Origin of the sequence: Pseudohalioglobus sediminis (assembly GCF_008370495.1) — a bacterium.
Lineage (GTDB): Bacteria > Pseudomonadota > Gammaproteobacteria > Pseudomonadales > Halieaceae > Halioglobus.
This window is the reverse complement of the sequence record NZ_VTUX01000003.1, coordinates 247,603-269,212: the sequence shown is the minus strand read 5'-3', so window position 1 is coordinate 269,212 and position 21,610 is coordinate 247,603. Positions and strand designations below refer to the sequence as shown.

The window sequence follows — 21,610 nt, the reverse complement described above, 5'->3', positions numbered from 1 at the left end:
CTGATCCTGTCGCTGGGGTTATGCAATGACTGCGGGTGGCTCACAAGCTGCTTACGCTCAGTCCATTTCCAGCGTTTGTTGTCCGATGCCCGTGGGTGTGCCGCGCTGCTGTATGCCGCCCTGGCCCATATCGGGCCGGGAGGGCGTGTTCAATGCCCTGGGCAGGGTTTCCAGGTTTGCGCCACCCCAGCGGTGCTGGGGCATTTTTTCGAGGAGATCGTCCACCTCTACCAGCGACACGCCGATAAACGGTTGCAACGCGCTGCCGCCGCCCGCTCCGGAGTCCCAGGTCGAGTAGGCCGCTGCAGTTAACTCATGCTGGTGATTGAAGGTGGCGACGATGTACTCGCCCTGCATGCGCGCATCGCCCCAGTCCAGGGATAACATATCGGCGCCGAGTACACCGAGGCTGATGCCTATGGCATCTTCCCTGACCCGCCAGTGCTCCCAGGCCATCACGTAGCCGTCTGCGGTGGCGGAGATTCGCATCGGTGGCCCTAGGCGGTCCATAACAGACGACAACGACGGTGTCAGCGCGGGCGTCGGGGTCAGGGCCTCACTGAGTTCCGGTCCCAGTTCATGTCGCCACTGGCTGCAAGCGGATAGCAGCGTCAGCAGGCACAGGCAGAGCAGGCCTCTCGAACTATTGCTTGAGATACGTGGCATAGTCGGTCAGGCGTTCTGCATCATCAAAAAAGAACACGGCGCGATCGTAGTGGGTGCGGGTGACAAACCGGTTGTAGGCAACCAGTATCAGGCCGTTGCCCTCGGTGCGTTCAAACAGGTAATACAGCACGGTCTCATCACCCAGGGCGATAATCTGCGATGGCGGCCCCAGTATCTCCAGCACGTCACCGCGCGTGGTCTTGCCTGCCTCGAGCGTGTCCAGCACTGCCGGCTGCCAGGAGACGTCAACGCCGCGTTGGTTATCATACTGGGCGCAGCCCGCCAGCAGCGTCAGTAGTGCGAGGGCGGCGGTCAGCCTGCTGATTGTTGCCATAATGAGGGGGCCTCTGGTCAATGCGGTAGCCAAAGAGAATAAGGCAATTTTTCGCCCCTGCATACCAATGTCGCGGATAGCAGGGAAACGGCTCTGGAGAATTCGCGCACTGACCCCTATGCTATGCACTTTTCGCCATCGCAGGTCCGGGGGGATCAAAAGATGAAGAAGTATTTTGAGAATCTGGCCAGGGCATTGCTGGGGCAACCATACGGTGACTTACAGCCCGCAGAGCAAAAAGTGATAGACAGCATTGCCGAGCACACCACGGTGGCAGAGAACGTCAACACCACCTTCTCTGATTCACTCTCGGTTGGCCAGCGACTGGCAGATATGGTTGCCAGGTTTGGCGGCTCGTGGAAATTTATCGGGCTGTTTTTCGCTTTTATTGTCATCTGGATACTGATCAACACGCACTGGTTGATCACCGGGACTGCTTTCGACCCGTACCCCTACATACTGTTGAACCTGGGTCTTTCAACACTGGCGGCTTTCCAGGCGCCAATCATCATGATGTCGCAGAACCGGCAGGCCGCCAAGGACCGCATCAAGCAGGACGCGGCCTTCGAGATCAACCTGAAACTGGAATTGCAGATGATGCGCGTGCATGAAAAGCTCGACGCCCTGCGCGAAGGAGATAGCTCGTCGTGAAGTTTCTTATTACGCTGTCAGTTGTTATTGCCTACTTTCTGATGCTGGGCTTTGTTGCGCGCACCATCGAGAAAATCGGTGCCAACAAGTCGGTCAATACCTACCGCATAAAGTACATCAGCAAAACGCTTAATCTCTCTATAACCGCGTTTTTCCTGATTGTCCTGTTGATGTTGCTGGGCATCGAGTATTCCCAGTTGTCGGTGTTTCTCTCGTCCATGTTTGCGGTTATCGGTGTCGCCCTGTTCGCACAGTGGTCGATCCTGAGTAATATCACGGCGAGCCTGATTATCTTCTTCAGCTTTCCCTACCGGGTCGGTGATGCTGTCAAAGTGGTCGACAAGGACGACGACATATCCGGGGTCATTGAAGAAATCACCCTGTTTCACGTATTGATCAGGCAGGGTGAGAACCTCATCACCTATCCGAACACGCTTATTTTGCAGAAGGCGGTGGTCAAACTGACGGGGGCTGACAAACTGCCCCTGCCGGGTACGGAAGCAGGACAGGAAGGCCAGGAGGGCGGTTCATGAGACCGCGGTGGTCATTCGGCGAGAGGGTCGCTTTCCTCGGCTGATTCCTGCTCCGCCACGTCATCATCCGCAGACAGGTGATCATTGTCCAGCAGGGTGTCAGGGTCATCGCTGGTTTCCACGCCGATGCGATACGCGGCAAAACCGGGAAGCACGACCTGGTTCAGTGCCATGCCCAGGATCCTGCCCGCGTGCGGAGCGCGAATGTCCACGCGCACATTGGTTATCGGGTCCGTTACCGTGCCCAGCAGTTCACCAATGGCAACCGTCTGTCCCAGGTCCACCGAGTTGAGCAGGATGCCGCCGCGGTCTGCCCGTACCCAGTTGGACTGGTAATAAACGGGTTCAGGGTTACCCCAGAAGCGGAAGCGCTTGACCATTTTCATGTGTCCCAGCAGCGTTTCAATCCCGCGCACGCCCTCGTTGACACTGTCTTCGTCCAGGCGCATTGGCGCGCCGGCCTCAAGGGTGACGGTGGGAATGCCGTGCTCTGCTGCCGCCCGCCGCAGTGTGCCCGGGCTGCCTTCGCTTTGCAGTACCACCGTGGTGCCAAAGCCGTGCGTGAGCTCGAGGATAGCCGGGTCTTTGAGGTTGGCGCGCAACTGGGGCAGGTTGGTGCGATGGAAGGATCCGGTGTGCAGGTCGACCAGGGCATCACAGTGGGCTACGACATCACTGAAGAATGAATGCGCGATGCGCGATGCCGAGCTGCCTGTGGCGTTGCCGGGGAAATGACGATTCAGGTCGCGTCGATCGGTGAGATAGCGTGAACCGCGACGGAAGCCCTGCAAATTGACGATAGGGACACCGATAACGGCGCCGGCGAGCTCATTCGGGTCAAGGTTGTAGAGCACCCGCCGTACAATTTCGATGCCGTTCAATTCATCTCCATGAACGGCTGCCGTGAGGCACAGGGTAGGGCCGTCCTGCGCGCCGTTGACCACCAGTACCGGCGTCGGCACAGCAATGCCTTCAAAAGACTGGCTGGGTGACCAGGCCAGCCGGGTGGCGGTTCCAGGGGGTACGCGCGCGCCCAGCAGCAGCAGGGGGTGTGCCTGGTCGAGTTCGGGCAGTGACTCGGGATATATGACCTCACTTTCCAGGAAAGCCGGGCCGTACACGGCGTCGGACTGCAGCTCCGGTGGCGTGGAACTGGCCGGGCGCTGGTTGGTTGCCGATTCAAGCAGCGTTTCCGGAGACACCGGTTCGTTCAGGTCGACGCTTTGCGCTTCGGGAATGGTCTCTGGCGAATTTGCAGTTGCGTCGCTGGCGCTGTCAGCCAGTGCGACGCCGGGCCTAAAGGCCAGGCAAGCCAACAGGAAGACAGCTGCGACCAGCTGCCGCGAGATTATCGCTGTGCCCCCGCCAGCGGCGCGAGCTGTATGCCCCGGGTTGTACAACACGTTACCCACACGACTTATAGTCGTTTCGTAGTTCTGTGCCCTAGTTTACTGAATTATATCGAGAATGTCTTGCCGGGATTTGTAAATAGAAAGGTTTCTGACGCCCTGGCGATGGGCCCCGGGAAGAGTGGCCCTGGGGGTCTGGAGCAAGCGGATGAGTTACTTCGCCACCGAGGTGGGCGCAATGTGGTGCTTTACCCTTGGGGGGGCATAAGGCTGGCTGGTAACGCGTCGTGCCCATGCCATCATTTTTTTGCGGGGCCAGATACTGAGGTACTTGGTCGGCATATATTTGCCTTCCTCGAACAACCTGCGACGGGTCGTCGAACGGGTGAGAGCTCCACCTTCGATGTCGATACCCACACGGAAGTACTCACAGCCATTGGCTTCGGGGATCTCCCTGACCCAACGCAGCCTGGGGCTCACCTTTGGTATCAGCGGGTCCGTGAGCCAACTGATACCATACATGCCCTTGATCTCCGGGTGCCGTGCCATCATCTCGACAATGCGCAAATGACAGGCCTGCCGCTCTTCCAGGGTATGCCCCTGGGACAGTTCGTTGTGTATGTGCATGGAGTACAATGGACGATGACCGCGTGTAGCGAAGAGGTAGAGCCGGGCCATGCGCAGGAACTGACCCAGTCCGCCCTGAAACATGAATTTGCGACTGAACCCTCCAGCATGATCTACGACCCACGCACCACCGCCGGGAAAAGCGGTCTGCCGGCACAGTGAAAAATCCTTTATGAAGTTATCGCCATGGTGAGGATAGGTTCCTACAGGCCCGGTTGCTATGTTTTTTTCTATGCGAGCGAAGTTCTGGTGAAACAGTTGGATAATGCTGTTGGGGTAGTTGTGCTTCACTGCACGAGCTTCGAATCCTTGCATCAGCTCCAACATCGTGACGCGATGGTATATTTCCAGTGCTTCGTCCCCCCACTTCGCCACAATGCTCTGCCAGTGTGCCCGTACTTCGGGAGCAGAGTAGTACATTGACTTGTCGCTGCCTGTCTCGTCGAGAAGCCGTATGTAGCTGTCTATGGGATATTCATCGAACATCGCGCTGAAGTGTTCGCGAAAGTGATCAGACACGGCACGACGCGAGCCAGGCACAGGCGCGATGCTGGTCACTGCTGTGTGGGCGGCGCCCGCTTTAACCGTGTTCACTGTTTGATGCCTTTTCCGATAGATACATCCTTGTATCAATTAGCCGTTAGCAGGTGCAATACTGGTTTATGACTCAAAAGGGTATACGTCTAAACCCGGTAAAACGATCTTAGATGCTTAAAAAGCGAAGAAAAATCGCGTCTAATGCCGCTTGTTCGTGCCAGCAAGAGCACCGCTGTCCAGCGGCCGGGGCCTTGTCCTGATGCCATTCGCCGTCACAGAGTGCGCTAGCCGAAGACAGCTTGCGAATCGGCTCCAGACTCTGCCCCTGGTTTCGTTCAAATGGCGAAGCTTTAGCGAAGTTGTTGCGATATGACGCTATAGTGCGTCGAAAAGAGCGGTATTCAATCGTATTCGATGGAGTCGGCTCACTTGTTTATTGGCGCAAGTCGTGCAGCGAGAAATCTTTAGAAGCAAGCCTGCGGCGGCGATGAACCCTTGCCGGAACTCGGGTAAAGTAGCAGCCATGCAGTGTAGAATTTTTTTCATAATAAACCGGTATAAGCCATGACTCGAACGTATCTTGTTACACCCATTCTGTGTCTTTTGGCAATGGCCTGCAGTGACGGTCGCTCACTTTCCGAACAGGCCAATGACTTCGGTGGCCGTGGGGGCGGGCCCAACACCCAGTTGCAGCCGGTCACGGATTTACTGGATCGCAGCCCGCCGCCACCCAACCCCGAGCGCAACGCCTATTTTGGTGACCTGCACGTGCACACCGAGTATTCATTCGACGCCTACAATTTCGGCACCACGGCCACGCCCTATGATGCCTACCGTTATGCCAGGGGCGAGGCCATACAGCATCCCAGCGGTTATGAAGTACAACTGCGCACGCCACTGGATTTCTATGCGGTCACCGATCACGCGATGTTTCTCGGCCTGGTCAAGGAGGCGGCGGATACATCCACTGAGTTCTCCCGTTACGATGTCGCCCAGCCCATCCACAATATCAACGCCCCGGACAACCTCGGTACAGGAAGTCTCATCCAGCGTGTAGGCAATTTCGGTAACTTCGTGCCGGATACGCTGCAGGGTATCCAGGATGGAACCATTGACGGTGAACTCGCCACGGACGTGACTCGCCGTGCCTGGCTGGACACTATCGAGGCGGCGGATCAGTTTAATGACCCGGGCCGCTTCACAACATTTGTTGGCTACGAGTACACCACGGCGACCGACGCACGCGGCAACCTGCACCGCAATGTTATCTTCCGCGGCAGCGACAAACTGCCGGCGGTGCCTTTCTCGCGCCTGAACTCGCAGAATCCCGAGGGCCTGTGGGACTGGATGGACAGCCTGCGGGAGCAGGGCGTCGAAAGCCTGGCGATACCGCACAACTCCAATGGTTCCAACGGCCAGATGTTCAAACTGGTGGACTGGGCCGGTGACCCGATTGACGACACATACAGTGAGCGACGTTTGCGCAATGAGCCGCTGGTGGAGATCACCCAGATCAAGGGCACCTCTGACACGCACCCGCTGCTGTCTCCCAATGATGAATGGGCCGATTTTGAGATCTACCCCTTGCGCGTGGGCACCAATCTGCCCAGCGAGCCCAACGGCAGTTATGTGCGCCAGGCGTTGCAACTCGGCATGGCGCTCGAGGCGCGCGGCCTGAAAAATCCTTATCAGTTCGGCCTGGTAGCGGCCAGCGATACGCATGTGGCTGCCAGCAGTGATGACGAAGCCACCTTCTTCTCCAAGGCCGGCATACTCGATGGCGAAGCCCTGGGTCGCGGCTCGGTACCCGTGGGGCTGCTTTATGGCGCGGTGGTGCGCCTGCTTGCACCGGAAAACCTGGTAGAGGTAGAGGGCAGGACGTACATGGCAGGTGGCGGTTTCGAGACCTGGAGCGCTGCGGGCATTGCCGGCGTCTGGGCGGAAGAAAACACTCGCGAGGCTATCTATGATGCCTTCCGCCGCAAGGAGACCTTTGCTACCACCGGTCCGCGTATCAAGGTGCGCTTTTTTGCCGGTACCGATTTTGCGCCGGGAATTTTGCAGTCCGGGAGCCTGGCATCGCAGGCGTACGCTCGCGGCGTTGCCATGGGCGGCGAACTGCGAACGGGTGGGCTGGCACCGACGTTCCTGGTCTGGGCGGCGGCCGACCCACGCGGTACACCGCTGCAGCGGCTGCAGGTTATCAAAGGTTACGTGCAGGACGGAGAACCGCGAGAGCGCGTATTTGATGTTGCCTGCTCAGACGGCCTGTCTCCTGACCCGGCGACACATCGCTGCCCCGACAATGGCGCCAGCGTCGATCTCGCCACCTGTGCGGTCAGCTCCGGCCACGGCGATGCAGAGCTGCTGACACGCTGGCAGGACCCGGAATATAACCCGGAAATCGATGCTTTCTATTATGTTCGCGCGCTGGAAAATCCGTCCTGCCGCTGGTCCACGTGGGACGCCTTGCGCGCAGGTGTGGCACCGCGCGCGGACCTGCCCAGGACCCTGCAGGAACGTGCCTGGAGTTCACCGATCTGGGTGCGCAGAGGGTGATTTTGTTGCTTGAATCTTGATCCATTCGCTACACCCTGGCGCCAGATAGCGTTAGGTTTGCTGCCAGCAGAAAGGAGTTGACGATGGAAAAACTGAGTTCCCAGGATGCGGGTTTTCTCAAGCTCGAGTCTCCCCATTGCCCGTTCCACGTGGCCGGCCTGATGATTTTGAAACTCCCGGATGACGCACCGCGCAATTACATGCGCAGGCTGGTAGAAAAGTGCGGGCGCCTGAATGAACTCTGGCCCGTATTCAATAAACAGCTCAGCGAGCCGGAAAATATCGGTGATGCCGGTTGGGTGGCTGCAAGTGACTATGTCCCTGAGCGCCATGTGTACCACTATGCTTTACCGGCGCCGGGCCGCATGAGCGACCTGATGCAACTGGTGACCCGAGCACACGAGCGGCCCCTCGATCGAGGCCGTCCGCTGTGGGAAATTCATCTTATTGAGGGCCTGCCGCGCGATCGTTTCGCCATCTACTGCAAGGTTCACCACGCGCTGGTGGATGGCGTGGGCGCCATGAAAATGTTGCAGGGTTTATTTTGCGAAACACCCGGGGGACGACTTACGTTTGATAACGATCTCCCCCTGCACCGTAGTCATAGCCACAGCCTGCTCGCTCGCATCGGTGACATGGGCCAGGGCCTGGCCAGGCAGTACCGGGCGATACCGGAGCTGTCGCGCCTGATGGCGCATATGGGCATGGACGCACTGCGCGGCAAGGGCGACGCCATGCGTTTGCCATTTACCTCTCCCAGATCCCTGTTCAACACGGAGCTGGATTCGCGGCGTTCACTGGTGATCTGTGATCTGCCTTTGCGTCAGGTGAAGAGAATTGCCGCCGTGGCGGGTGGCTCGGTTAATGATGTTTTGCTCGCAGTCTGTGGCGGAGCGCTGCGTCACTACCTGCAAGAGCACGATGCCCTGCCGCGGGCCTCCCTGGTAGCAGGGATGCCGGTGTCACTGAAGTCCTCGGACGATGATCTGGGCAACAAGCTCAGTTATATCATGTGCCCGTTTTTTACCCAGGAGCCCGATGCCCTGAAACGGTTGCGGCGTATCATCAAGGTTACCTCGTCGGCCAAGAAAGAGTTGAACAGCGTGTCGGTAACTGCTGCGGAGGATTTCTACGCGCTGATTATGGCGCCGACCATACTGCTTACCATGACCGGTAATGCCACCCGGGTGCGGCCGGCCACCAACGCGATTTTTTCCAATGTTCCCGGCTCACCGCGCAAGCTGTATCTCGAGGGCGCAGAGCTGGAAGCGCTGTACCCGTTGTCCATCGTTACCGACGCGATGGGTTTGAATATCACGGTGGTCAGTCACGTCAACAAGCTGTGTTTCGCCATTGCCAGTTGCCCTCGGGACCAGCCCGGTATCGAGAGTCTCGGTGCGCTGATCAAGTCCAGTTACGCCGAGGTGCGTGACGCGGTAGGAGCGAGTGCCTAGCGTTTCCTGCCAGTTGTTGCCGGCTTCGCTTTCGGCCTGGCTTTGGTTTTGGCTTTTGATTTAGTTCTTGGTTTTGGCTTTGTGCCGGCATTCGTGCCGGCTGCGCCGCTTTTCTTTGGCTTCGCAGGCGCAACCTTGCGGCGTTTACTGCCAGTCCGTGTTGCCGCCGGGGTGCTGAGACCGGCAGCGTCTTCCAATTCGACCAGCGCATCTTCCATATAGTCGATCATCCGCTGCACCTGTGGCACGGAACGTCGGCAGGCGATAATGCCAAAGTCGACGTTCTCGGCGTAGGTCACCAGGGTGATATTCAGCGAGATACCGTCTGTGACGATGGACATCGGATAAGAACCGTCCATGCGCGCACCATTCCAGTACATGGTTTCGCTCATGCCGGGGACATTGGAGATTACCGTGTTATAGGGTGGCAGTCGGGAGATCAGCCCGAGGGGCTGCATCAGTAAGGACGGCGTCTGCATCAACAGGGTAAACAGTTCCGCTTCCCTGGGTGACATGGCGCCGAAATATTCCTTGCCTGCGCGCATGGATGCCTTGATGGCGCTGAAACGGCGACCGGGGTCCGGGATATGGGTGGCGAGGTCTGCGCTGATTGCAGTGACGGCATTGCCGGCTTCGACATCACCCTCCCGGCGCAGCGACACCGGCACCATGGCTTTCAGTGACGTTTCCGGCAGTTCCGCATGCAACTGCAGGTACTTGCGCAGTGCGCCGGAACACATGGCCAGAATCGCATCATTGAACGTGCCATCGTAGGCCACGGCGACGGCCTTGATGCGAGCGAAGGGCCAGGACTGCGCCACAAAGCGGCGTGCGCCATCGACTGAGGTGTTGATTGAGGTGCGTGGTACCGACAGGTGAGGCAGGTAGAGGTGCTCGTCGCGACCGGTCAGCGCCCGGGCCAGGCCGCTGACTGTATGGACGATGCTGCCACCACTGTCAAAACTGAACTTGATGGCGTCGCTTACCCTGCGCAGGTTGGTATCACTGTACCGGGGTTGAGGCGTGGCCGGGGCGCTTTTCAATCCCGCCTTGTAGGCATTCCAGGCCTGCAGCGACAGAGGCGACTCCTCGCGCACGAAACCGGGGTCAGTTGACAGCATGCAACGGGAGACATGTACAGATCGCGCGCCGTCGACGGCGGCGTGGTGGGTTTTGGTGTAGACCGCAAACTGCCTATTGCCCAGACCCTCGATCAGGTGTATTTCCCACAGCGGGCGTTGCCGGTCCAGCAGGGTGCCGTGCAGGCGGGAGACCAGCGTGAACAGTTCCCGGTAGCGGCCCGGCTTCGGCAGGGCGGAGTGACGCACATGGTAATCCAGGTCCAGCGACGGGTCTGGTTCCCAGTACGTCGCCCCGGTCAGGCCGAGGAGGCCGGTTTTCAGGCGATCGCCGAACGGCGGCAACAGGGTGTCTGCATTCCGCAGGTTGGCTGCCAGGTCATGCAGAAAGGCCTGTTCGTCGGCGCCATCGGGCAGCGTGTAGAGGCTGACGCCCCCCACGTGCATCGGCGTCTCCCGCTTCTCCGCGATCAGGAACCCCTTGTCCAGAACGCCTAGCTGTCGCATAGCTTGCTCCCGGCCGGTGCCACCAGTGTTACCAGTGCACGCCACGCATAATCTGCGCGAACATGCGTTGTGCCAGGGCCAGTTTGGAGGAGGGTACGTTTTCCCGCTCCTTCGCCGCCTCGGCCTCGCTCAGTCCCCTGGCTGCAGCGGAGTCCGGGAACAGGTCGTAGGCCTGCGCCAGGAACGCCTCGGTCACACTGGGAATGGTTGCCTGCGCTACTGCACCGGTCACGCCTAACCCGGTCGAGAGGCGCTTGGGTTTGGCAATGATAGCCTTCATTACCAGGTCGCGAGCCTGCTCCGGCGACAGCGTGGGGAATGCCTTGTACAGGCTGGTGGGGGCAATCATGGGGGTGCGCACCAGTGGCATATGGATCGTGGTGAAGGACACGTTCTGCGCGGCGAACTCCGGTGCGGCACAGAGGCTGAATGCATCCAGGGCGGCCTTGGAGGCCACGTAGGCGGAGAATCTCGGCGGGCTGGTGAGCACGCCGATGGACGAAATATTGATGATATGTCCACCCTCCTGCTCTTCCATGGGGGGGAGGAAGCCCAGGATCAATCGCAGTGCGCCGTAGTAGTTGAGTTCCATGGTGCGTTCGAAATCATGGAAGCGGTCGTAACTGTAGCGCACCGAGCGGCGGATGGAGCGCCCGGCATTGTTGATCAGGATATCGACACGGCCGTGATCCTTGAGCACATCCCGGACCAGTTTGTGGCAGTCCTTTTCCTGCGACACGTCACAGGAGTAGGCCTGCGCCTTGCCACCGTTTTCGGCAATTTCCGCCAGCGTCTCGTCGAGCTTTTCCACGGTTCTTGCGACCAGGATTACGGTTGCATCAGCGCGCGCCAGGCGTAACGCCACCTCTTTACCGATGCCGCTGGTGGCTCCGGTAACCACCGCCACCTTGCCGCGCACCTTGCGGCGCAGCGCCGACAGCTTCGGGCGCCCGATCATCTCATTGAACAGACCGTCCACCTCGCGTATCAGGTTATCCTTGTCCGGGCGCAGGAAGTTCAGCCAGTAGTCCCACAGGACCTCGGCGTAGTCCTCAAACGGCGGGCAGGCTATGTCACCGCCGGCAAGCAGTTTGCGTGTCTTGGTGGAGTCAAAACGGGTTGGGTAATTGATATAGCCGACCACCTGGGGTGGTATGCCGAGGCGGGAAATGGCTTTTTCGCCCAGCGATTTCAGCGGTGGCACCCGGCTGATGCCTTCCCCGGCGAGTTGTGTGGCGGTATCCAGTACCCCAACGTCGATTGCCTTGAGATTCGGGCCGCCGGCAACGCGCATCATGATGCGCAGCAGGTCGCCAACGCGGATGCCATCGGGGTCGGTGATGAAAAAGCACTCGTTGTCCTGCTCGGGCAGGTGGGCGAGATAGTCGATAGCATCGACCACGTAGTCCACGGGCACGATATTGAGCAGGCCGGCCTTGTTCAACAGTAGCGGAAAGCCCCGGGGAGTGACCGAGCTGAGATTCTTCAGCATGTCGAAGAAGTAATAGGGGCCGTCGACCTTATCCATCTCGCCGGTCTCGGAGTGGCCAACGACCATTCCCGGCCGATAGATGCGCCACTTCATGCGCTTTTCCTTGCGTACCAGGCCCTCGGATTCGTGCTTGGTCAGGAAGTAGGGGTGTTCCATGTCACCCGCTTCCTCGAACATGTCTTCCGTGAATGTGCCCTTGTACAGCCCGGCGGCCGCGATGGAAGAGACCTGGTGAAAACAGCCGGCCTTGAGCGCCTTCGACAGGGCGATGGCCTGGGCAGTGCCATTGACGTTGCTGATGCGCTGGCTTTCGGCGTCGGCCTTCATGTCGTAGATGGCGGCGAGGTGGAAGAAATGATCAATCTTGCCCGCGTGTTGCTTGATCCATGAAGGCTTCACACCCAGCTTGTTTTTACTGAGGTCGCCCTCCACGGCCACGACCTGGCGCCGGTCTGCGCCCCAGAGTTCGCGCAAACCGTCCACCTTGGCCATTGAGCTGGGTCTCACCAGCAAATAGACCGTGCCGCCGCGATCGAGCAGTTTGGGGACCAGGAAACGGCCTATGAAGCCGGTGCCGCCAGTGACGAAGTATTTCATTGTTATCCTCGTATGCAGGTTCAAGAAAGCATGGCGCTACAATGTAGCGCCGAAAGGTTAGCTTAGTACAGCATATTTCAGCGCGTCTTGCCTCCGGAGCGGGAGCCGCGAGAGGCTTTTTTTGGTGATGCGCCTGTGCCGGACTTGCGCTGGGAAGACGACCGCGTGGACGACTGACTTGCCCCGCCTTTTCTGCCTGCGCTTTTACCTCGCTTTGAATCGGTGGTGCGAGACTTCCCGGCTGGGGATCTGCGCGCCGCGGACTTGCCGGGCTGGGACTTGCCTTTGCGCGATTTGCCCGACCGTGAGCTGGTTTTCCCGGAAGCTTTGTCAGTTGATGCAATTTGCTTGCGCGCTGTCAGGGCACGTTTGCGTACGGCGGCGATATCGGCGTCCGAGTAAACGCCATTGACGCCGGAGATCGCGGCCAGCTGCATGCCGTGCTTGAGTCCCAGTTTGTATATTTCGTGTACTTTTTCCCACTCCAGGTTGCGACCCAGGGTAAAGTTCTCGAAACGGCCCTCGAGGGCAAGCACAATGGTCTCGGCCAGGCAGGCGTAGACCACATTGCGGTCGTCGAAGCCGATTGACTTCATATTGATGTCACCCGGCAGCGCGATTTCGCCGGACTCTATAACCAGTACATCCGGGCGCTTGGCCACGTCCTCGGGGGAGAGGTCGAGAGGGCGGGCCACATCTGTGATGACGCAGCCCGGCTTGACCTGCATGATGTCGAGAATTTTCTTGCCCGCACCGGAGGTGGCGGTGACGATCATGTCCATGTCGCCGATACTGGCATCGGAATCGGCGTAGGAAGACAGCACCAGCTTCACGCCGGGAGATTCCCGCAGAATCGACTTCTCCAGTATCAACAGTTTGGCCGCCTCCGGTGATACCAGGTGCAGTTCCTCCGCGGTCCTGGCCAGCAGTCGGGCACAGGCCGCGCCAATGGCTCCGGTGGCGCCAACCACCATGGCCTTGCCCTGCACTTTCTTGCCCTTTTCCAGTTTCACCAGGCCAAGGCGCTGTACCGCGTCATGCGCGGCCCACAGTGCCCCGGAGGCGCTGTAACTGTTACCCGTGGTGATCGGCAGCGGCGCGCGCTTGGCCACGGTAACGCCGGCATCGCCAACCACCTTGGTAAAGGCGCCCAGACCCATTATCTGTGCACCGAGATCCTTGGCGATGTCCGCAGCAGCCAGCAGGCGACGGTAGGTGAACTCCGGCGTGTGGCTCATGATTTCCTTTGGCGTGCCGCCCACGATGATGAGCCAGCCTTCGGCTTCCACCCCATCGGGTGAGCGAATGCCCTCAACTTTGCTGTAGACGAACGGCGGGGTGTAGGCAACGGCCTTTTCCACCAGGTCCATTACCGGCTGCGGCGACACCCGCGACAGCATTTCCAGGGGCTTGAGATGCTTTAGATATTGCTGCGACAGGGGATGGATGACAAAGGCAAAGCGATTGATGTGCTTGCGCCCCGGTGTGGGGTAAAGCAATCGCGGTTTCAGTTCCAGGTCAGTGAAAATCTCCAGGTAGTCGTCATGACTGATCTCTGTAGCCGGTTTGTCCAGCGCTGCGATGATCATGGCATCAATGACGTTCAGCCCGACAGTGTGTTTGAACGGCTGTATGCTGCAGTCCAGTACCAGCCTGACGCCTTTGTCGCGCAATTCCGCCAGGCGTTCATCAGACACCGTGGAGGTGATAACGGTCTTGCCCTCAAGTTCGCGTTTACCGTAGTGCTGCAGCTGCTCGTAGGGGGCGACCACGACGTGCGCGTCCCTGACTGCCCGGCGTAACACGAGGTGATTGAAGAACGTGAAAGGCGCCACTGAGGGAATGCGGTCCTTGCCGCCATCCAGGCGCAAAATCGGATGGCTGCCGCTGGCGTAGCGCTCCAGCGCACGCAGTGAGTGCAGCAGGTTGGGCAGGCCAAACTGCGCTACCGGGTCGGCGAAAGTGAGGTTGTCCGTGTATTCGGCCAGCACCGAGGCGAGACGGTAATTGAGTGTGCCGGAGAGAAACAGCACCTTGGCGTTGTTAAAGATATTGCCCAGTTCCAGCATGGCCGAGCGCAGGGTCCATTCCTGCACGATCTCGCGCAGCCTCGCGCCTGTGGTGATGGATGTCTGCCCGGCAAGGGCTTCCAGTTTCCTTGTTGCCGGCTGGATGAAACGATCCGTACCCACGGTGTAGTGCTCGCGGACCATGCCCAGGCCGAGGGCGTCAACGCGATCGCGATGTTCTTGCACCAGGGTGGCCGCCCGGTCCTGGTCCTTGTCCGTGCCGATACGCGTTACTGCAAAGGTCTCGCCGAGAAAGCGGTTCCTGAAGCTTACATCCAGGTCACCGGGTCCCAGACTGATACTGACGACGCGTTTCATAAGCAGATCTCCGCGCGGGTAAAATGACAAGAATACGCGAAACTGCGCACAGAGGCTTGATCGAAAGCGAAAAAAACGGTCTGGTTGGGCGCGACCGGGTCCCCCTGCAAGTGACCCTGTCTGGAAGTGGGGCGCTAGTGATGCGTAGCGTCTTGCTTGTTTGAGTGGTTCATCATGGCCAGGGCAGTGCGCAACAGTTCATCCAGGGCCTGACTTGTCGGCTCCTGCCTGTTTAGAGACAACCTGCCTTCTTCGACCAGCACCAACAGGGTGTCCAGTTCATGCCTGTCCAGATGAATATCCACGCTTTCCGGCGTGTGATCAATCAGTTCCATTGCGTGCGCCTCCCTGCTCGCAAAAGCTATTTATAGACCATGGTCGGGGGAATGCAAATCGTGTCGCAAAAGTTAGCTTTCCGTCGCCAATTCTGCGTCGTGCCTCCGGACGCAAGTCGTGCGGCCGTTTGCCGTGGTTTTGCAGCGGCAAGCTGCCGGCGAGCGTGACCAGCGATTCAACCGATTGCGTTCAGTATTACCTGGCGGGTCTGCGCCGGGTCGATGACGGCATCCAGTTCAGTGGCAGCGGCCGACTCTGTGGCCTTGCCTTTTTCGTACAGGCTGTCGAGCAGGCGGTTTAAAAGTGCCTCCCTGGCTGCGTCGTCCTGCGCCGCCTGCAATTCTTTCTTGAAGCCCAACTTGACCGCGCCCTCAAGACCCATGGGCCCGGTTTCGCCGCTGGGCCAGGCCGCGGTGATCACCGGCACCTTGAAACTGCCGCCGGCCATTGCCATTGCGCCCAGTCCATAGGCTTTGCGTAAAATAATGGTAATCACCGGTATCCGCAGTTTGGCACCGGCCCGGAACAGCTTGCCCATGCGTCGCGCGGCGCCTTGCTCCTCGCTCTCCGGTCCCACCATAAACCCGGGCGTATCACATAGCGACACCACTGGCAGGCCGAGTTTGCTACACAGGCTGAAGAATCGCGCCGCCTTATCGGCAGCCTCGCAGTCAAGGGCGCCGCCCAGGAAGCGGCAATCGTTTGCGATCAGACCCATGGGCCTGCCCTCGATGCGTATGAATCCGCTGACCAGGGCGCTGCCGAAACCCGGCGTCAATTCGAGGAAGCTGTCGCTGTCTGCCACCACGCGGATGATGTCACGCACGTCATAGGCAAAGCGGCGATCTGCAGGCAGCGCCGTGCGCAGGGCGTCCTGGTCGGCGCAGCGCCATTCCTGCAGCGTCCCCTGGGCATAGCCCAGCACCCTGCGGGCCAGTGCCGTGGCTTCTGCTTCGTCCGCGGCCACGATATCGACAACGGCGTTGCGTTGCTGCACGTCGATAGGGCCGATTTCAGTGGGCGCGTAGGTGCCCAGTCCGCCACCTTCAATCATGGCGGGGCCGGCCATGCCTATCCAGGACTTGCGTGTGGCAATGCGTATATCAGCGCAGCCGAACAGGGCGGCATTGCCGGCGAAGCAGTAGCCGTTGTTGACGGCGATGGTGAGCACCTCCTCGCTCAGGCGTGCCCACTCAACAAAGGAATTCACATCCAGGCCACCGCCGCCGATCTGTACATCGGTGTCGCCGGGCCTGCCACCGCCACCCTCTGTGTACATGATCGCCGGTAACTGCCTGGCGCGCGCAATGCCGATGATCCGGTCCAGTTTGAGGTGATGGTAGAAACCCTGCGTGCCGGCCAACACGGAGTAGTCGTTGACTATGACCGCCGCGGCGCTGTTCTCCCGGTCGAAGAGGTCAGCGTTGATGGAGGCCAGTCCGGTAATGACGCCGTCCGCCGGTGTGTTCTCGCGCAGGTCCTGGATATCGCGCCTACCCCGTTGTGCGGCAACCGCCAGTTGCCCGTACTCAACAAATGAACCGGCGTCGACGAGGTCTGCCAGGTTTTCGCGAGCGGTGCGATAGCCTTTGGCGTGCCGCTTTTCTGCCGCCTGCGGGCGGGCGGCATCCAGGGTCATCGCCTGTTGGTGCTGGAAATCCTGCAGCGCCTGCAGGTTGCTGCCAATCGCGTCTGGCGCAGCACCGCCGGTATCGACATCGGTGCCTCCGCTGGCGGGCAGTAGTTCCATGAGCACGGCATCGACCTGTACCGTCTGCCCGACCTGCACGCGGATCTCGTTTACGGTGCCGGCCGTGGGTGACATGACCGGTGATTGCAGCTTCATTGATTCCACCGTGGCGAGGCGTTGGCCCGCGACCACGGTATCCCCGACCGCGACATCAATACTGACGATAGCGGCGGCCATGGGAGGAAAGACAGGGGTAGGGGTTTCGTGCATAGCTGCGCCTGCGAAGTAGTTGTCGGCTCGAATGCAGCTCTGGGCTGCACTCGCTAGAATGTATTGGGGTAGGACTCCCAGTAATACTGCTCATCACGGCTTTTCCAGCCAGCGTAGATATTTTCCCAGTCAAGCCCCTCTATCCGCCAGCCGTGATGTGGTTCCAGGTTGGTGGAGAATACGGGGGCGCCGTAGTCACAAAAGCGGGTGTCCACGCTGATACGCACCTTGTCTGCGGCCGTATTCGGTTCCGCGCGATGCACGGTAGCCGAATTGAAAATCAGCACATCACCTTTCTCGAAATCGGAGACGTGCCAGTGCGTTTCGTGTTCGTAGATTTCGCACTGTACACCGCCAACTCCCTGCGCCTGGAACACGTCTCTCACGCCACCCTTGTGCGAGCCGGGCAGGACGGTCACGCGCCCCATGGAGGCATCGACATCGTGCAGGGCCACCCAGATGCCGGCCATGGTGGGCCCGGCATGGTGAGAGTAAGCATCCTGGTGCGGCGGGGTCTCATAGCCCAGCATGCGCGGCGTGGCCACGCGAGCCATCTTGATGGGGTATACCCATGGCCTGCGGCCCTGTATGCGTTCCATCAATCGCAGCATGGCAGGGCTGTGGAAAAACCGGTGGAACGCTTCCAGCCGCTGTATCCTCGGGTATACCTGGTCCCAGATGGCATCGGTCTCGTAAAAGGGCTGGCCCGTGAGCAGCGGCTTGGCCTGCACCGGGTCCCAAGTGACATGCGGGTGCAACACATCCAGCATCGCCGTGCGCAGGGCATCGCAGTCGTCCGCTGCGACCGCGCGCTTGAGGAACAGGTAACCGTCCTCGGCGAAGCGCTCGCGCAAGTCTTGTGCAGGCTCGTCAGCGTGCGAGACCTTATAGTCGGATGATGTGGTCAATGCCGGGGTGCTCTCTTTGCAACAGGGCGACGGGCCTGCATTATCCTTGAATTACCGGTGAAGAAAAGTCCGTACCCGCAGATATTGAACTGCCTCGCCATACTGTGGTCAATGCATGGACCACTGATCTTCGGAGCAAACCATGTACAAGGCCCTGTTTTTGACTTTTTTCGTGATACTTGCGTCCGGCGCGAGAGCCGATACGGAAGTGGCTTACTTCGCAGGTGGTTGTTTCTGGTGCATGGAGTCAAACTACCAGGAGCAGGACGGCGTGCTCGATGTGGTCTCGGGGTTCACCGGGGGCACGCTCGCCAACCCGACCTACAAGGGTAATCACGAGGGGCACTTCGAGGCGATAAAGGTCACCTTCAACCCGGAGGTGATCAGCTACCGCGAGTTGCTGGACCTGTTCTGGGTGAGTATCGATCCCTTCGACAATGCAGGGCAGTTCTGCGACAAGGGTTTCAGTTACCGCAGCGCCATTTTTCCTGCTGACACCGGGCAGCGGGCCCTGGCCGAGCAATCAAAGCAACGGGTGGTTGAGCGTTTTCCGGGGCAGACTGTACACACCGAAATTCGTGACGTCACGGAGTTCTGGCCGGTGGAGGAATACCACCAGGATTACTACCTGAAGAACCCCGTGCGCTACAACTACTACCGCTGGAACTGTGGCCGCGACCAGCGTACCAAGGAAATCTGGGGCGAGGCCGCGGCACACTGATCGCCGGCTTTACTCGCCAAGCGACTGGGCCAGGTCCTGCAGGTAGTCCACGTAGGCCAGTTTGTAGCGCGGATCAAAGTTTTTCTGGTCGGCGGCCAGTTTGACAATCACCACGCGGTTGCGTGGATGCACATAGATGTTTTGCCCCCAGATGCCGCGGGCGAGGAAATCACCGTCCCAGTCTCGTGGTGTCCACCACTGGTATTGATAGCCTGAAACATTGGATGAGGCCGGGTTGTCTCCCGGCATGAGGTGCGCTTCATTTGGCGTCACCGAGGCCTTGACCCAGCCCTCGGGCAGAATGCGCTGATCGCCGCGCATGCCGTTGTGGAGATAGAGCAGCCCCAGCTTGGCGTAGTCGCGCGCCGACGCCGCGAGGCCGCCCATGGCCAGTTCGAAACCCTGCTCGTCGAGTGTCCACAAGCCTTTTTGCTCCATGCCCAGCGGATGCCACAGTCGGCTGGTCATATAGCTGGTGAGGGACTCACCGGCAACTTTTACCAGCAGGATGCCCAATAACTGGGTGTTGATGCTGGCGTAATGGTTGAAAGTGCCCGGGGGGTGTTCACGCTCGAGCGTATTGATGTACTCCAGGTAGGTCATCGGCGGGACCATGGTGGTCATCTTGTTGATGTCCGCCTCCGGGTCGGTGTAGGTCTCGTTGAAGCGTACGCCGGATGACATCTGCAGAACGTGCGCGACGGTCACGCCGTCGAAGGTTTTGCTGGTGAGTTCGGGCAGATACTTGCGGATCGGATCATCGAGGCTGTCCAGTCTGCCTTCCCCGAGGGCAATGCCCAGCAGCGCCGAAGTAAACGACTTGGCGACTGAAAACGAGACATGCAGGCTGTCGCGGGAATCACCATGGGCGTACTGCTCATGAATAATACGACCATCTTTTATCACCAGCAGGGCCGAGGTGGCAGACAGGGTCATGAACCGGGCAAGGCTGGTGGGTTGCCCCAGGAAAGGGCCACTGTACTCGAGGGTGTTGTAGTTCTCGCCCAGATCCCAGGGAATGGGAGAGGGCGTCATTACTGAGGTCGGAACAAAGCGCTCCATGTGGCGGAAGTTTTCAAAGCGATCACCGGCAAACATCGCGGTCAGCCCTACCGCCTCGCCATCGGCAGGCGTACCGCCAATGGTCACGCCCTGGCCGGATGCCTGCAGGCTGAATAACAGGGCGATGACGGTAAGCAGGTAGTGTGTCCTGGTGCTGGGCATGGCGGCGCGCTCCGTGAAAGTGTAGTGCGCAGTCTAGTTTACTCGCGGCGCCTGTGCATCACGCCTGCTCGGAGACGAATTGGGCGCCGTGGCGACGGGTGTCAGCGAGTGCGTGAAGGCGCCCATCGGCATCGCTTCCGGCGACGTTCAGGGCGCCGAAATACATGTCGGGCTGGTCGAATGCGCGCAGGCGAAAGTGCCGTGCGGCCAGGCTGACATCGAGCCCTGGCTCATGCTGCACCACGAATTCGTCGTTGATCCGCTCCACGTGCAGCCGCGGCGCCCGCACCATATCTTCGAAGCTCATGCCTTCAAAGCCGAGTCGAATCCAGCCCTGCAGGATGGTCGTGGTGATACGGCTGGCCCCTGGCGAGCCCATGGCCAGCGCCATGCCATTGTCCTGCCAGACCACGGTGGGTGACATGTTTGACACCAGCCTGCCGCCAGCGGGTATGCGGAAGTAACCCGCCGGGTTGAGCTCCGGCTCGCCCAGGCTGTTGTTGGTGGGTATTCCAGTGCCGGGAATGGAAATTCCGGAACCGTAGCCGTTGCTCATGGTGATGGCGACCACTGCACCGTCCCCCGTGGCGACGCTCATATGCATGGTGTTTGGTGAAAACGTCTTGTGGAAAAACCGGCGCAGCCAGTCGGCCTCGAGAATGTGTGCCGCGCGCTCGTCATTCCACTGTGCTGAGCCTTCGCGGTGACGCAGGTCGAACATGGTGCGCTGGATGCGCGCGACCAGCAAGATGCGCTCTGCCTCGCTCATATCCTGCCGCCACAGGTCATCGTAGAGATTGACCATGGAACCGGCCATAGCGCCGCCGATGGAGGGCGGTGGGTTGAGAGCGAGGTGGTACCCGTGTGACTGCAGCAGCAGCGGCTGGCGCACCTCGGCCCGGTACGCGGCCAGGTCCTGGCGCGTGACGTAGCCGTTGTTGCCGAGAATTTCCTTGCTGAAAGCCGCTCCCAGGTCACCGCAATACAGGGCGTCGGCCCCTTCCCGCGCAATCAGCTCGAGGGACTGGTCAAGGTGTGGCGGTTTATAGAAATCGCCCTGGCGCAGCGGGGTGCTGCCATCGGGGAAAAACGTCTCCCGACTCTCACGTTGCTGGTGAAATACCGCGCGACCGGCCATGCCCAGCCACATGTCCAGCGTCTGGCTGGCAGTGGTGCCGCTGCGTGCAAGGGCCACCGCCGGCGCCAACACCTCTGCCCAGGGCAGGCTGCCGTGGCGCTGCCACGCCAGCTCCAGTGCGCGCAACATGCCCGGAACCGCAACAGAGGCATGGCCCACATTGATACTGATGCCGTCACCATAGGGGATACAGGCTTCCTGCCAGGCCTTCTGCCCGCTGTGCAGCGCTGCCTCGGGTATATGGGGCATGGCGTCGGCGCCGTCTATCAATTCGGGTTGTTGCTGCGGCAACTTGACCTGGATGAAGGCAGAGCCGCCAAGTGAGCACATCAATGCCTCCGAAACGGTAGCTGCCAGGGCAGCACCGACGGCTATATCCACCGCGTTACCGCCAGCCTCCGCCAACTGGCGCCCGGCAGCTACCGTGTCCGGTGCTTCCGATGCAATAGCGACAGCCGTCGATGCTTTCATACCAATGCCTCCGTCTTCCCTTTTTTTCATCATAGGCCATGCCCGCAAAGGCGGCAGGGAGATGGATCAATATTTGGCGC

General features: G+C 59.8%; 17 protein-coding genes. 5 read left to right on the top strand and 12 right to left on the bottom strand.

What is annotated here, in order from left to right; genetic code table 11:
• Positions 1–57: 57 nt before the first annotated feature.
• Together F0M18_RS07840 and bamE are read right to left on the bottom strand one after the other, a co-directional pair.
• Positions 58–666, bottom strand: a complete 609-nt coding sequence (locus tag F0M18_RS07840) for a hypothetical protein (RefSeq protein WP_149610853.1) — start codon at positions 664–666, stop codon at positions 58–60.
• Positions 644–1,000, bottom strand: a complete 357-nt coding sequence (bamE, locus tag F0M18_RS07835) for an outer membrane protein assembly factor BamE domain-containing protein (protein ID WP_149610852.1) — start codon at positions 998–1,000, stop codon at positions 644–646. The genes F0M18_RS07840 and bamE overlap by 23 nt, the downstream gene beginning before the upstream one ends.
• Positions 1,001–1,162: 162 nt before the next feature.
• Between bamE and F0M18_RS07830 the strand changes: the two genes are divergently transcribed.
• Both F0M18_RS07830 and F0M18_RS07825 read left to right on the top strand, forming a co-directional pair.
• Positions 1,163–1,651, top strand: a complete 489-nt coding sequence (locus tag F0M18_RS07830) for a DUF1003 domain-containing protein (protein WP_149610851.1) — start codon at positions 1,163–1,165, stop codon at positions 1,649–1,651.
• Positions 1,648–2,184, top strand: a complete 537-nt coding sequence (locus F0M18_RS07825) for a mechanosensitive ion channel family protein (RefSeq protein ID WP_262500870.1) — start codon at positions 1,648–1,650, stop codon at positions 2,182–2,184. Before F0M18_RS07830 ends, F0M18_RS07825 begins: the two co-directional genes overlap by 4 nt.
• An 11-nt stretch (positions 2,185–2,195) precedes the next feature.
• Here the strand turns inward: F0M18_RS07825 and F0M18_RS07820 are convergent, their stop codons facing one another.
• Positions 2,196–3,500 carry a succinylglutamate desuccinylase/aspartoacylase family protein gene (locus F0M18_RS07820; RefSeq protein WP_262500869.1) on the bottom strand — a complete coding sequence of 435 codons (1,305 nt, stop codon included), beginning with the start codon at positions 3,498–3,500 and terminating at the stop codon, positions 2,196–2,198.
• A gap of 246 nt (positions 3,501–3,746) precedes the next feature.
• Positions 3,747–4,754, bottom strand: a complete 1,008-nt coding sequence (locus F0M18_RS07815; protein WP_149610850.1) for a hypothetical protein — start codon at positions 4,752–4,754, stop codon at positions 3,747–3,749.
• 507 nt (positions 4,755–5,261) lie between these two features.
• Here F0M18_RS07815 and F0M18_RS07810 point away from each other — a divergent pair.
• Together F0M18_RS07810 and F0M18_RS07805 are read left to right on the top strand one after the other, a co-directional pair.
• Positions 5,262–7,256: a DUF3604 domain-containing protein gene (locus F0M18_RS07810; protein ID WP_149610849.1), complete on the top strand. Its 1,995-nt coding sequence runs from the start codon at positions 5,262–5,264 to the stop codon at positions 7,254–7,256.
• Between the two features lie 83 nt (positions 7,257–7,339).
• Entirely contained in the window at positions 7,340–8,710 is a 1,371-nt protein-coding gene (locus tag F0M18_RS07805) for a wax ester/triacylglycerol synthase family O-acyltransferase (RefSeq protein WP_149610848.1), read from the top strand.
• On the opposite strand, the gene F0M18_RS07800 is transcribed toward F0M18_RS07805, so the two are convergent.
• From F0M18_RS07800 to F0M18_RS07775, 6 genes are all read right to left on the bottom strand, one after another.
• Entirely contained in the window at positions 8,707–10,296 is a 1,590-nt protein-coding gene (locus F0M18_RS07800) for a WS/DGAT/MGAT family O-acyltransferase (protein WP_149610847.1), read from the bottom strand. The two genes, F0M18_RS07805 and F0M18_RS07800, sit on opposite strands and share 4 nt — an antisense overlap.
• A 28-nt stretch (positions 10,297–10,324) precedes the next feature.
• On the bottom strand, positions 10,325–12,385 hold the full coding sequence (locus tag F0M18_RS07795) for an SDR family oxidoreductase (protein WP_149610846.1): 2,061 nt from the start codon (positions 12,383–12,385) through the stop codon (positions 10,325–10,327).
• 77 nt (positions 12,386–12,462) lie between these two features.
• Complete coding sequence (locus F0M18_RS07790; protein WP_188109640.1) at positions 12,463–14,772, bottom strand: dehydrogenase; 2,310 nt, start codon at positions 14,770–14,772, stop codon at positions 12,463–12,465.
• A gap of 134 nt (positions 14,773–14,906) precedes the next feature.
• The gene (locus F0M18_RS07785) at positions 14,907–15,107 is read right to left on the bottom strand and encodes a hypothetical protein (protein ID WP_149610845.1); all 201 of its coding nucleotides are present in this window, start codon (positions 15,105–15,107) and stop codon (positions 14,907–14,909) included.
• 176 nt (positions 15,108–15,283) lie between these two features.
• Entirely contained in the window at positions 15,284–17,068 is a 1,785-nt protein-coding gene (locus F0M18_RS07780; RefSeq protein ID WP_149610844.1) for a carboxyl transferase domain-containing protein, read from the bottom strand.
• 53 nt (positions 17,069–17,121) lie between these two features.
• A complete protein-coding gene (locus F0M18_RS07775) occupies positions 17,122–17,976 on the bottom strand; it encodes a phytanoyl-CoA dioxygenase family protein (RefSeq protein ID WP_149610843.1) in 855 nt (284 codons plus the stop codon).
• Between the two features lie 142 nt (positions 17,977–18,118).
• Between F0M18_RS07775 and msrA the strand changes: the two genes are divergently transcribed.
• Positions 18,119–18,697 (top strand): peptide-methionine (S)-S-oxide reductase MsrA, encoded by a 579-nt coding sequence (gene msrA, locus F0M18_RS07770; RefSeq protein ID WP_149610842.1) that lies wholly within the window; start codon positions 18,119–18,121, stop codon positions 18,695–18,697.
• 9 nt (positions 18,698–18,706) lie between these two features.
• Here the strand turns inward: msrA and F0M18_RS07765 are convergent, their stop codons facing one another.
• Entirely contained in the window at positions 18,707–19,921 is a 1,215-nt protein-coding gene (locus tag F0M18_RS07765) for a serine hydrolase domain-containing protein (protein WP_149610841.1), read from the bottom strand.
• Positions 19,922–19,979: 58 nt separating this feature from the next.
• Complete coding sequence (locus F0M18_RS07760; RefSeq protein ID WP_188109639.1) at positions 19,980–21,530, bottom strand: gamma-glutamyltransferase; 1,551 nt, start codon at positions 21,528–21,530, stop codon at positions 19,980–19,982.
• Between the last annotated feature and the right edge of the window lie 80 nt (positions 21,531–21,610).